The sequence below is a fragment of the Streptomyces thermoalcalitolerans genome, assembly GCF_039525155.1.
In the GTDB taxonomy this organism is placed as follows: domain Bacteria; phylum Actinomycetota; class Actinomycetes; order Streptomycetales; family Streptomycetaceae; genus Streptomyces; species Streptomyces thermovulgaris.
This window is the reverse complement of the sequence record NZ_BAAAHG010000087.1, coordinates 1-11660: the sequence shown is the minus strand read 5'-3', so window position 1 is coordinate 11660 and position 11660 is coordinate 1. Positions and strand designations below refer to the sequence as shown.

General features: G+C 73.2%; 9 protein-coding genes and 1 pseudogene. 8 read left to right on the top strand and 2 right to left on the bottom strand.

Annotation, left to right across the window (positions count from 1 at the left end; all coding sequences use genetic code 11):
* From ABD224_RS27970 to ABD224_RS27955, 4 genes are all read left to right on the top strand, one after another.
* Nucleotides 1-2667 (top strand): FtsK/SpoIIIE domain-containing protein (locus tag ABD224_RS27970; RefSeq protein WP_344054866.1); only part of this gene is annotated, 2667 nt, incomplete at its 5' end.
* A gap of 155 nt (nt 2668-2822) precedes the next feature.
* Nucleotides 2823-4250, top strand: coding sequence for an ABC transporter substrate-binding protein (locus ABD224_RS27965; RefSeq protein WP_344054863.1), 1428 nt, complete (start codon nt 2823-2825; stop codon nt 4248-4250).
* A 7-nt stretch (nt 4251-4257) separates the two neighbouring features.
* Nucleotides 4258-5601 carry a carbohydrate ABC transporter permease gene (locus tag ABD224_RS27960; RefSeq protein ID WP_344054861.1) on the top strand — a complete coding sequence of 448 codons (1344 nt, stop codon included), beginning with the start codon at nt 4258-4260 and terminating at the stop codon, nt 5599-5601.
* Nucleotides 5598-6518, top strand: coding sequence for a carbohydrate ABC transporter permease (locus ABD224_RS27955; RefSeq protein ID WP_344054859.1), 921 nt, complete (start codon nt 5598-5600; stop codon nt 6516-6518). Before ABD224_RS27960 ends, ABD224_RS27955 begins: the two co-directional genes overlap by 4 nt.
* Nucleotides 6519-6650: 132 nt before the next feature.
* Here the strand turns inward: ABD224_RS27955 and ABD224_RS27950 are convergent, their stop codons facing one another.
* Nucleotides 6651-7064, bottom strand: a complete 414-nt coding sequence (locus ABD224_RS27950; protein WP_344054857.1) for an organic hydroperoxide resistance protein — start codon at nt 7062-7064, stop codon at nt 6651-6653.
* Nucleotides 7065-7168: 104 nt separating this feature from the next.
* On the opposite strand from ABD224_RS27950, the gene ABD224_RS27945 reads away from it, so the two are divergent.
* The 3 genes from ABD224_RS27945 (at nt 7169) to galE (ending at nt 10663) form a co-directional block, all read left to right on the top strand.
* Nucleotides 7169-7663: a MarR family winged helix-turn-helix transcriptional regulator gene (locus ABD224_RS27945; RefSeq protein ID WP_344054855.1), complete on the top strand. Its 495-nt coding sequence runs from the start codon at nt 7169-7171 to the stop codon at nt 7661-7663.
* 346 nt (nt 7664-8009) lie between these two features.
* Nucleotides 8010-9605, top strand: coding sequence for a glycosyltransferase family 2 protein (locus ABD224_RS27940; RefSeq protein ID WP_344054853.1), 1596 nt, complete (start codon nt 8010-8012; stop codon nt 9603-9605).
* A gap of 77 nt (nt 9606-9682) precedes the next feature.
* Nucleotides 9683-10663: a UDP-glucose 4-epimerase GalE gene (gene galE / locus ABD224_RS27935; protein WP_344054851.1), complete on the top strand. Its 981-nt coding sequence runs from the start codon at nt 9683-9685 to the stop codon at nt 10661-10663.
* A 78-nt stretch (nt 10664-10741) separates the two neighbouring features.
* Here galE and ABD224_RS27930 read toward each other — a convergent pair whose 3' ends face one another.
* The gene (locus ABD224_RS27930) at nt 10742-11368 is read right to left on the bottom strand and encodes a TetR/AcrR family transcriptional regulator (RefSeq protein ID WP_344054849.1); all 627 of its coding nucleotides are present in this window, start codon (nt 11366-11368) and stop codon (nt 10742-10744) included.
* Nucleotides 11369-11515: 147 nt separating this feature from the next.
* Between ABD224_RS27930 and ABD224_RS27925 the strand changes: the two are divergent.
* A pseudogene (locus ABD224_RS27925) lies at nt 11516-11660 on the top strand (ABC transporter permease); the annotation flags it as partial.

The following is an 11660-nucleotide window of genomic DNA, read 5'->3' as shown; positions in this document are numbered from 1 at the left end:
CCCCACGCCCAGGGCGCCTGGCACCCCGTCCCGTCCCCGGCGGTCCCCGCACAGGCCCCCGCACCGCGGATCGAGAGCGACAGCGGCCCGTACGGCACGGTGCCCGCGCCCGGCGACGAGCCCCGCGGGGCACGGTCCGGCCCGGGCGGACCGGCCGGAGCCCTCGCCGTGGACGGCGCGAGCGGTCACCGGGGAACGCCCCCGCGGGGCACGGACGTACCGCGGGTGGTGCGCAGACGCGGCGGGCTCGGTGCCTGGGCGCGCCGGCTGGCCGGCGGCCGTGCCGAGCAGACGGCGGACGGGCACGAGCCGTACGACGGCACCGCCGCGGGCACGCCCGCCCCGTACGCCGCCCGGCGGCAGCCGGAGACCTGGCCGAACCCCGCGGCGCTGCTGCTGATGGCGCTGGGCCCGGGGCCGCGCCTGTGGGAGCGCGGACCGGGGCACACCGAGGCGCTCACGGTGCGGCTCGGCACGGTCGACCGGCCGGCCCCCGACGGCTCGGGGCTGCTGCCCGCGGTCCCGGTGACCGCCGACCTGCGCGAGGTGGGGGCGCTGGGCCTGGCCGGACCGCGCGCCCGTCTGTCCGGGCTCGCGCGCGCGGTGCTGGCCCAGCTCGCCGCCGCGCACTCCCCCGACACGCTCGAGATCGTCCTGCTCAGCACCGACCGCGCCCGCCCCGTGGAGGAGCGCACCGACGAGTGGTCCTGGCTCGGCTGGCTCCCGCACGTCCGCCCGCGCCACGGACAGGACTGCCGTCTCCTTCTCGCCTACGACCACGAGCAGGCCACCGCCCGCACCGACGAACTCCTGCGGCGGCTGGAGGACCATCCGAACACCGCTTTCGCCGCCGGCGGCCTGCGGGCGGCCGGCATGCGCGGGGAGGCCGGCGGGCCCGCGGGGGCCCGGGAGGGCGGCCCGTCCGGCGAGGAGGGCTTCACGGGGCCGTACACCGTGGTGGTCGTGGACGGCGATCCGGGCGGCGCCTCGGTGCGCGCGGCGGTGACCCGTCTGGCGCAGGAGGGCCCCCGGGCGGGGATCCATGTCGTGTGTCTCGCCGAGACGGCGCCCGCCTCGGCCGCCTCCCCGGTGCCGGCCACCTACGAGGCGGCGTGCGCGGTGTCGCCGGTGTTCCGGGAGTGCGGAGCCGTGGCCCTGCTCAGCGGCGACGTGGCGACGGCGCTGCGGCTGATGCGCGTCGCGACGCCCCCGGCGGCCGGCGGTCCGCAGGCCGGCGCGGCCTCCCGCCTCCCGGCCGGGACCCCGCTCCCCGCCCCTGTGACCCCCGGCACCCTCGCCGTGGTCGACGCCGTGTCCTCCGCGTGGGCCGAGCGGTTCGCGCGGGCCCTGGCCCCTCTGCGGCCGGACGGGTCCGCCGGGAACCGTCCCGCCCGGGTGCCGGTGCCGCTGCCGCCGTCCGCGCGGCTGCTGGACGAGCTGGGGCTGGCCCGGGCCACCCCGGCGTCGTTGCAGGCGCGCTGGGCGGACGCGGCCGACGACACCACGGCCCTCGGCGGGCGGGCCTGGGCCGTCCTCGGCGCCGGTCCGCGCGGGCCGGTCCGCGTCGACCTCGTGGCCGACGGACCGCATCTGCTGATCGAGGGACCGGCGGGCAGCGGCCGTACGGAGCTGCTGCGCTCCGTCGTCGCCTCGCTCGCCGCCGCCGAGCGGCCCGACCGCCTGGCCGTCGTGCTGGTGGAGGGCCGGGACGGCATCGGCACGGGCGGCCAGGGCGACGGTCTCCGGGTCTGCACGGACGTGCCGCACGTGACCACCCATCTCGCCGCCAACGACCCGGTCCGCATGCGGGAGTTCGCGCAGTCGCTGAGCGCGGAGCTGAAGCGCCGGGCCGAGCTGCTGGGGCAGTCCGACTTCGCCGAGTGGCACACCCGGCGCACGGTGTCCGGCCGTATCGTCGCCCAGCGCACGGCGACGTCCCGCGGCACGTCCGGGCCGCGGTGCGCCGGCACGGGACCGGCCGGAGCACGCCCGGCCGGCGTGATCGGCACGGGCGGTATGAGTGGTACGAGCGGTACGGGCGGTATGAGCGGTACGGCGTCCGCCTCCTCGGGTGCGGCCGATCTCGACAGCCCGCCCAGTTCCACCCTGCGGCTGCGTCCCGGGGCGGCCCGCCGTCAGGCGGAGGTCGCTCCGCCGCTGCCCCGCCTGGTCGTGGTCGTCGACGATCTGGACGCCCTGGTCTCGCCCGCCCTGGGGGCGCCCGGACGGCCCTCGGCCGGCTCCGTGATACGCGCGCTGGAGGCGGTGGCCCGGGAAGGCGAACGGCTCGGCGTCCACCTGGTCGCGGCCACCGCGCCCGGTGGCCGTACGGCCCAGAGCGAACCGGCGCGCCGGGCCGCACTGCGGATCACCCTGGACGCACCGGCCTCGGGACCGAACGAACCGGCCCCCGGACGCGGGCGGCTGACCTGGGCGGACGGCCGGGTGACGGCGTTCCAGGGAGGCCGTGTCACAGGCCGTATCCCCCGGACGGCGACCCAGCGCCCGACCGTGGTCCCCCTGGACTGGCAGCGCATGGGCGACCCGCCGGCCCGGCGCTCGGTGCGGGAGCTGGGCAACGGGCCGACGGACCTGGCCCTGCTGGCCAGTGCCCTGGAACGGGCGGCACGGGAAGTGTCCGCGGCACGGATTCCCTCGTTGCTGTGACCGAGAGCTGACACCGAGTCACGACGCGGTCGCGATCGCCCGCTCGGCAGCGTGGGCGCCCTTGCCGACTCCATGGCCCCGGCGTAGACCGGACCGCGGGGGACAGCGCTCGGACAGCGCTCGGACGTTCGACGTACATGGAGAACGGGGCAGTCATGCGCAGCACGAGCAGCACCATCCGGACCCGTCGCACCGCCGGGGCCGCCAGGGCCGCCAGGACCGGCGGAACCGCCAGGGCCGTGGCAGCCGTCGCCGCGGGAGCGCTCGCGCTCTCCCTCACCGCGTGCGGCGGCGGGGACGGCGGCAGGAACAGCGGCAACGCCCGGGACGGCGGGGGCACAGAGACCACCGCCACCGTCCCCCTTCCCCGGCTGAACGGCACGACGCTGGAGGTCGCCGCCGTCTGGACCGGCAGTGAGCAGGCGAACTTCAAGAAGGTCCTCGCGGAGTTCGAGAAGCGCACGGGCGCCAAGGTCACCTTCGTGCCCGCCCAGGACCCGATCATCAACTTCCTCGGGTCGAAGATCGCGGGCGGCCGGCCGCCGGACGTGGCGCTGCTCCCGCAGCCGGGCGCCATCAAGCAGGCCGTGGAGAAGAAGTGGGCCAAGCCGCTGGGCCCCGAGGTCCAAAAGCAGCTCGCCAAGAACTACTCGCGGGGCTGGCAGGACGTCGGCAAGGTCGACGGCACGCAGTACGGCGTCTACTACAAGGCCGCCAACAAGTCGCTGATCTGGTACAACGCCAAGGTCTTCGAGAACGCGGGCGCGAGCGAGCCCAAGACCTGGAAGGAGCTGCTGACCACGGCCCGGCTGGTCTACGACTCCGGTGTCACCCCGTTCTCGGTCGGGGGCGCCGACGGCTGGACCCTCACCGACTGGTTCGAGAACGTCTATCTCTCCCAGGCGGGCCCCGAGAAGTACGACCGGCTCGCCCAGCACAGGATCAAGTGGACGGACCCGTCCGTCAGGGACGCGCTCACCACGCTCGCCCAGATCTGGTCCAGGAAGGAGTATCTGGCGGGCGGCCCGGACGGCGCGCTGCAGACCGAGTTCCCGGCATCCGTCATCCAGACCTTCACCGGCGGTGACCAGCCGAAGGCCGCCATGGTCTACGAGGGCGACTTCGTGCAGGTCGACATCGGTGAGACCGGGGCCGAGACGGGCACGGACGCGAAGGTGTTCCCGTTCCCGGCCGTGGGCGACACGGCGCCGGTGGTCTCCGGCGGGGACGCGGCGGTGATCCTGAAGGACTCCAGGGCCGCGCAGGCACTGGTCGCCTTCCTGGCGTCGCCGGACGCGGCGACGATCCAGGCGAGGCTCGGCGGCTACCTGTCCCCGAACAGGAACGTGCCGGACTCGGCGTATCCGAACGAGGTGCAGCGCACGATCGCCCGGGCTCTGATCGACTCGGGCGACGACTTCCGCTTCGACATGTCCGACCAGGCCCCGCCGGCCTTCGGCGGCACGCCCGGCAAGGGTGAGTGGAAGGCCCTGCAGGACTTCCTGAAGAACCCCGGCGACGTCGCGGGCACCCAGGCGAAGCTGGAGAAGGACGCGGCGGCGGCCTACGGCGACGGGAGCTGATCCGGCCATGAAGTCGGCCACGACGGCGGGAGTCTCACCGGTTCCCGCCCGATCCCGCAGTCGCAGGAGCGTGACCGGCACCCGCAGGATCGTGGCGGCCCTCTTCCTGCTGCCCGCCCTGGTGCTGCTCGGCGCGCTCGTGGTCTACCCCATCGGGTACTCCGTCGTCCGCAGCTTCTCCAACGCCTCGGGCGACCAGTTCGCCGGATTCGACAACTACCGCGCCCTGTTCACCGACAGCGGCATCCGCACCGCGCTGAAGAACAACGTCATCTGGGTGGTGTTCGCACCGACGGTCGCCACCGCCCTCGGGCTGGTCTTCGCCGTGCTGACCGAACGGGTGCGCTGGGGCACCGCGTTCAAGCTGGTCGTCTTCATGCCGATGGCGATCTCCATGCTGGCGGCCGGGATCATCTTCCGGCTGGTGTACGACCAGGACCCGGACAAGGGGGTCGCCAACGCGGTGTGGGTCGGGGTGCACGACACCTTCGCCCCGTCCTCGGCGTTCCCGAAGGCGCACCCGGGCCGGAACTCGCCGCTCGAGCCGGACCGGGGCGGTTTCATCACCACCGCCACGGTCCGCGTCGGCCAGTCGGTGAGCCTTCCGCTCGTCGGTGTCGCCCCGGACCGGATGCCGAAGGACGCCAGGAAGGCCGTGCGGGCCGAGCCGGAGCCGGGGAGGATCACCGGCACCACCTGGCAGGACTTCACCCGCGGCAAGGGCGTCGGACGGCCGGGCGAGGTCGACCCCACCGAGCTCGGCTACGCCGGGATGCGCATCGAGGCGGTCAAGGACGGCAGGGTGGTGGCGTCGACGACGGCCGCCGACGACGGCACGTTCACCCTGCCCGCGCAGGCCGACGGTGCCCGGCTGCGGCTTCCCGCGGACAACTTCAGGGAGCCGTACAACGGCGTGGACTGGCTCGGCCCGTCCCTGGTCACCCCGGCCATCATCGGGTCGTACGTGTGGATGTGGGCCGGGTTCGCGATGGTGCTGATCGCGGCCGGGCTCGCGGGGGTGCCCCGGGAGCTGCTGGAGGCCGCCCGGGTCGACGGGGCCACCGAGTGGCAGGTGTTCCGGAGGGTCACGGTGCCGCTGCTGGCCCCGGTGCTCGCGGTCGTCGTGGTCACCCTGATGATCAACGTGCTGAAGATCTTCGACCTGGTCTACATCATCGCCCCGGGCTCCTCCCAGGACGACGCCAACGTGCTCGCCCTGGAGCTGTACCGCAAGGGCTTCTCGGAGGGCCAGCCCGGCATCGCGAGCGCCATCGCGGTGTTTCTGCTGCTGCTGGTCGTCCCGGTGATGCTGTTCAACATGCGCAGGCTGCGGCGGGAGGTGCGGCGATGACGGCGGGGGCCCGGAAAGCCGGAAGCCCGGTGCGGAAGGTGCCCGCCCCCGGGGCCGTGAAGGCCGGGCGGTCCCTGGGCGCACGGCTGGTGGAGGCCGTCAGCGGCGGTGTCCTGAGGGCCTTTCTGATCGTGGTGGGCCTGTTCTGGCTGGTCCCGGCGATCGGTCTGCTGCTGTCGTCGCTGCGCGCACCGCGGGAGATGAGTGCGAGCGGCTGGTGGACGGTGTTCGGCAAGCCCTCGCAGCTGACCTTCGACAGCTACCGGAGGCTGCTGGAGAACGGCGACATCACCCACTCCCTGCTGAACACCGTCCTGATCACGGTCCCGGCGACGGTCCTGGTGGTCGTGGTCGGCTCGCTGGCGGGCTACGCGTTCGCGTGGATGGAGTTCCCGGGCCGGGACTGGTGGTTCCTGGCCGTGGTGGGTCTGCTGGTCGTCCCCGTGCAGGTCGCCCTCATCCCGATCGCCGAACTCTTCGGCAAAGTGGGCCTGTTCGGCTCGGTCCTCGGGGTGATCCTGTTCCACACGGGCTTCGGCCTGCCCTTCGCGGTGTTCCTGCTGCGGAACTTCTTCGCGGAGATCCCCCGCGAGCTGCTGGAGGCGGCCCGTCTGGACGGCGCCGGTGAACTGCGGCTGTTCTCCCGCGTGGTGATGCCGCTCGGCGGGCCCGCGATCGCGAGCCTGGCCATCTTCCAGTTCCTGTGGGTCTGGAACGACATGCTGGTCGCGCTGGTGTTCACCAAGTCCGGTACGCAGCCGATCACGGTCGCCCTGCAGACACAGGTGCGTCAGTTCGGCAACAACATCGACGTCCTGGCGCCCGGCGCGTTCATCTCCATGGTGATCCCGCTGGCCGTGTTCTTCGCCTTCCAGCGGCAGTTCGTCTCCGGTGTGATGGCGGGCGCGATCAAGTAGCCGCGGTTCCCCGGGGGCGGGCCGGCACCGGCCCGCCCCCTCGGCCGCTGCCCGTGTGCGAAGAACAGCCGGAAACAGCCGGGGAGCAGCCGAGAAGCAGCCGGGGAACGGGGGAAACGGCGCCGGTTCCGGTCACTCGACGACGAGTTCGACCGGGATGTTGCCCCGGGTGGCGTTGGAGTAGGGGCAGACCTGGTGGGCCTGCTCGACCAGCGTGCGGCCGGTGTCCCGGTCGACGGAGTCGGGCAGCTCGATGCGCAGGGTGACGGCGAGCCCGTAGCCCTCGCCCTGCCTGCCGATGCCGACCTCACCGGTGACCGCGGCGTCGCGGAGATCCACCTTGGCCCGGCGGCCGACCAGACCGAGAGCGCTGGCGAAGCAGGCGGCGTAGCCGGCGGCGAACAGCTGCTCGGGGTTGGTGCCCTGTCCGTCGCCGCCCATCTCCACCGGGGGAGCCAGCCGCAGGTCGAGACGGCCGTCGGAGCTGACGGCGCGGCCCTCGCGGCCGTGGGTGGCGGTGACGACGGCGGTGTAGAGCGCGTCCATGGAGGTTCATCCCTCTCGAGGAGTCGTGTGACTGACCGAGCAGTATTAGAGCACGCAATTCAATTGCGCACAATCAAATGGCGCGCCAGAGCTATCCTGGCGGCATGACGACCGAGGTTCCGCAGGACGCCGTCGCACAGGACACGGAATGGCTGCGCCTGGACCGCCAGATCTGCTTCTCGCTGCACGCCGCCTCACGCGCCTTCAACGGCGTCTACCGCGTGGTCCTCGAGGAACTGGGGCTGACCTACCCGCAGTACCTGGTGATGCTGGTCCTGTGGGAGCACGGCCAGACCCCCGTGAAGAAGCTGGGCGAACACCTCCGCCTCGACTCCGGCACCCTGTCCCCGCTGCTCAAGCGCCTGGAAGCGGCCGGCCTGGTGCACCGTGAGCGCAGCGCGCGCGACGAGCGCTCGGTGGAGGTCCGCCCGACCGAGCGGGGCAGGGCACTGCGCGCCCGCGCGCTCCGGATACCCCGTCGCATCGTGGCGGCCACCGGCCTCACCCTCGAGGAGATCCGCGACCTCCGCACCCGCCTCGACCACCTGACGGCAGCCCTCGACACGGCGGCACTGGAGGGGGTGCCGGACCGCGAGTGACGCCGCTCGCCCTCGGCACCCCGCCGCGCCGTCCGCTCACCCCACCCTCGCACTTTTGCCCGACACCTCCCCCGCAGGGAGGAAGCACAAGGGCCCCGGAAGGCGTTGCCTCGCGCTCCGGCCCAGGTCACGGCGTGTCTGTGACGGGTTCGGGCCTCGTGCCCGTGCGCAGCGGCCCGCCCGCCGCCGCGGTACCGTCACCTGGCTGGATTGTGACGCCCGGCAGGGTCGACCGCGCCGGAGAGGGAACCCCGAGATCGGATCTCGTCGTCTCCGGCAAAGGACGTCAAGTCTCACCCCCGGCGGAGAACACCGACCACACCACTGCTTCCGGCCCCTGGATTCCATGCACGTGCACCAGCCTTCTCTCGTCAGCGTCGTCGTGATCGGCTACAACGATGCCGCCCATATCGCCGACGCCGTGCGTTCGGCGCTCGCCCAGGGACCCGCCGTCGGCGAGGTCGTCGCCGTCGACGACTGCTCGACGGACGGCACCTTCGAGCTGCTGAGCCGCCTCGCCGCGGCCGAACCGAGGGTGCGGGTCGTCCGTCACGAGAAGAACAGCGGCGGCTGCGGCACCCCGCGCAACACCGGCCTCGACACGGTGACGTCGCCGTACGTGATGTTCCTCGACAGCGACGACGTACTGCCGCCGGGAGCCGTGGACGCACTGCTCGGCGCCGCCCGGGAGGAGCAGGCGGAGGTCGCGAGCGGCCTGTGCGTACGCCGCGAACTGCCCTCCGGGCGCGAAGTGCCGTGGCAGGAGCGGCTCTACCGGAAGAGCGCCGTCCTCACCCGCCCCGAGCGGCTCCCGCGCATCGTGTACGACACTCTGTGCGTCAACAAGCTGTACCGCACCGACTTCCTGCGCGAGCACTCCATCCGCTTCCCCGAGGGCCGCTTCCGCTACGAGGACTTCGTGTTCACCGCGCGTGTGCTGGCCGCCGGACCGCGCATCGCCCTCGTCCCGGACCGGGTGTACGTGTGGCATGTGCGCCGGTCCGCCGGCCATCTGTCGATCTCTCTGGACCGCGCGGCCATCGACAACTGGCAGGACCGCATCGAGGCGAGCCGGACCGCGCACGCGATCCTGCTGAACGCCGGCCGGAAGAAGCTCGCACGGGCCGCGCGCGCCAAGTTCCTCAACCATGAACTGCGCATGTACGTGCGCGAGCTGAGTCTGCGTGACGCGGAGTACCGGCGCGCGTGGTGGACGCACACCCGCGCGTACCTCGGCGAGTACGACGCGGCCGACTGGGAGGTCGACCCGGCGGCCCCCGGCCGTCTCCTCGCGCGGGTGATCCTGGCCTCCCCCGAACCGCGCGACCTGCCGCGTCTGAAGGAGTTCGCCGCCCGTCCGGCCCGGCTCTGCCCGCCGTACGCACGGGACGAGCACGGCACACCGGTCTGGGCGGAGGACCTGCCCCAGGTCACGCTGGAGCCCTATCTGACCCGGCCGGCGCACCTGCTGCCCCTCGCCGTGGACGCGGAGCTGCGCCCCCGCGCGCGTGGCGGCCTGCTGCGGCTGCGTCTGCACGAGCTGTACGGCAGGGTGGCCCTCGCGGATCCCAGAACCCTGGAGCTGTGGTGGCGCAACCGGGAGACGGGCCTCACGGCCCAGCGCACCGCCGTCCCTCTCACACCCGCCACCGCCGGCATCTGGTCGGCCGGGGCGGTCGTGAACCTCGCGGAGCTCGGCTCCGGCACCTGGGACCTGTACGGACGGGTGTGCTTCGCCGACGGCACGAGCCGTACGGTGACGGCGCACGCCCGCACGGGCGCGGGCCGGCTGTGCCGCCGTGTCGTGCCGAGCGTGCGCCACGGCGTCCTGCTGGTCCAGTCCTATGCCACGCACTCCGGTGCGCTCTCCCTGCGCCTGGCGGCCGGGCCCGGCGGGGTCGCATCCGTGCTCCGGAGCAGACTTCGCCGTCTGCTTCACTGAGGACGGACCGGGGCGGGCACCCGACCACGCCCCGCCCGTACGACGACCTGGCCCATCACACGAGGAGAAGCCCGCACATGACCTGGCTGATCACCGGCGGCGCCGGCTACATCGGAGCGCACGTCGTCCACGCGATGGCGGAAGCGGGCGAGCGGGCGGTGGTGTACGACGACCTGTCCACCGGCATCGCCGAGCGCGTCCCGCCGGAGGTCCCGCTGGTGGTGGGTTCCGTCCTGGACGGCGAGCGGGTGGCACGCACCCTCGCCGAGCACGAGGTGACCGGGGTCGTCCACCTGGCCGCGAGAAAGCAGGTGGGCGAGTCGATGGACCGCCCGCTGCACTACTACCGGGAGAACGTCGAGGGCCTGCGGGTCCTGCTGGAGGCCGTGACCCGAGCCGAGGTCAGGGCGTTCGTGTTCTCCTCCTCGGCGGCCGTGTACGGCACTCCGGACGTGGACCTGGTCACAGAGGAGACGCCATGCGTGCCCATCTCGCCCTACGGCGAGACCAAACTGGCCGGCGAGTGGCTGGTCCGTGCCACGGGCCGGGCGACGGGCCTGGCCACGGCGTCCCTGCGGTACTTCAACGTGGCGGGCGCGGCGCGTCCGGAACTGGCCGACGTCGGCGTGTTCAACCTGATCCCCATGGTCTTCGAGCGGCTGACCCAGCAGGAACCCCCGCGCATCTTCGGCGACGACTACCCCACACCGGACGGCACCTGCGTCCGTGACTACATCCATGTCGCGGACCTCGCGGAGGCCCATGTGGCCGCGGCCCGCGCCCTGCAGTCCTCCCCGGGTCTGGACCTCACCTTGAACATCGGCCGGGGCGAGGGCGTCTCGGTCCGCGAGATGATCGACACGATCAACGCCGTCACCGGCTACGACATCCCCCCGACGGTCACCCCGCGCCGCCCCGGTGATCCCGCCAGGGTCGTCGCCTCCGCCGACCGCATCGCCACGGAACTCGGCTGGAGGGCCAAGCGCGACCTCCACGACATGGTCACCTCCGCCTGGCAGGGCTGGGTCCACCGTCACCCCGAGGCGGCCCGCGCCTGACCGGCGGCTGCCGCCGCTGCGCTCGGCCCGGCCGAAGCCGCCGACGGGCTCCGCAGCCCCTGCGGAGCCTCGCAGCCCCTACAGCGCCTTGATGGCCTGAGCCGTCCCCCGGGCCAGGGCGTCCAGGTAGCCCTTGGGGAGCTTCGGGGTGCGGATGACGACCGCACGCCAGTACAGCGGACCCGAGATCAGGTCCAGGGCCAGGTCCCGGTCCAGGCCGGGACGGACCTCGCCGCGGCTCTCGGCCGCCGCCAGGATGCTGCTGGCCACGCTCTCCTGGCCGTCGCGCAGGGCCTTCTGCACGGCTTGGGCGATGTCCGGGTTGCGGGCCGCCTCGGCCTGCAGATCCGGAATGATCTGCGAGGCCGTGGGGTGATGCAGGGCCCGGGAGGTCACCTCGTACAGCAGCCGCAGGTCGGCCTCCAGGGAGCCGGTGTCCGGCGCGGGCAGGCCCTGCACGGCGATCGCCGAGACGATGTCGAGCACCAGGTGCAGCTTGGAGCGCCAGCGGCGGTACACCGCGGTCTTGCCGACGCCCGCGCGCCGCGCGATCCCCTCGATGGACATGCGCGCATAGCCGACGGCCGCGAGCTCCTCGAAGACCGCGGCCCGGATCGCCTCCGTCACGTCCTCGCGCAGTACGGCGGCCCCCGCGGGGGCACGGCGGCGCGGACCCGTCCGTGAGCCCTCGGCGTTCGTCGTCATGGGGTCCCAGCATAGGGCGTGACGACGAAACGGTTGCGTCGCGACGTCACTTCGCCCTACGCTCCCGGTGCGACGATACGGCCCCGTTCCGACGCAAGGGACCGTGATAGGACCGTAACGAAGACGTTCCGAGCGAAAGCAGCGGATGTGAGCCAGGCCCTCCACGCACCACCCTCCGCCCCGTCGTCCGACGAAGGCCTCACGGCGCGGCAGCTCGCCGACAAGTACGGTCTGTCCGTCAGCGGTGCCCGTCCTTCCCTGCCGGAGTATGTGCGCCAGTTGTGGCGGCGGC

What these genes read in the sequence shown, in the direction of transcription:
- ABD224_RS27945 (WP_344054855.1), top strand. Translation starts at nt 7,169, where the DNA reads ATGACGACCGAGGTTCCGCAGGACGCCGTCGCACAGGACACGGAATGG.
- ABD224_RS27965 (WP_344054863.1), top strand. Translation starts at nt 2,823, where the DNA reads ATGCGCAGCACGAGCAGCACCATCCGGACCCGTCGCACCGCCGGGGCC.
- ABD224_RS27950 (WP_344054857.1), bottom strand. Translation starts at nt 7,064, where the DNA reads ATGGACGCGCTCTACACCGCCGTCGTCACCGCCACCCACGGCCGCGAG.
- galE (WP_344054851.1), top strand. Translation starts at nt 9,683, where the DNA reads ATGACCTGGCTGATCACCGGCGGCGCCGGCTACATCGGAGCGCACGTC.
- ABD224_RS27960 (WP_344054861.1), top strand. Translation starts at nt 4,258, where the DNA reads ATGAAGTCGGCCACGACGGCGGGAGTCTCACCGGTTCCCGCCCGATCC.
- ABD224_RS27930 (WP_344054849.1), bottom strand. Translation starts at nt 11,368, where the DNA reads ATGACGACGAACGCCGAGGGCTCACGGACGGGTCCGCGCCGCCGTGCC.
- ABD224_RS27940 (WP_344054853.1), top strand. Translation starts at nt 8,010, where the DNA reads ATGCACGTGCACCAGCCTTCTCTCGTCAGCGTCGTCGTGATCGGCTAC.
- ABD224_RS27955 (WP_344054859.1), top strand. Translation starts at nt 5,598, where the DNA reads ATGACGGCGGGGGCCCGGAAAGCCGGAAGCCCGGTGCGGAAGGTGCCC.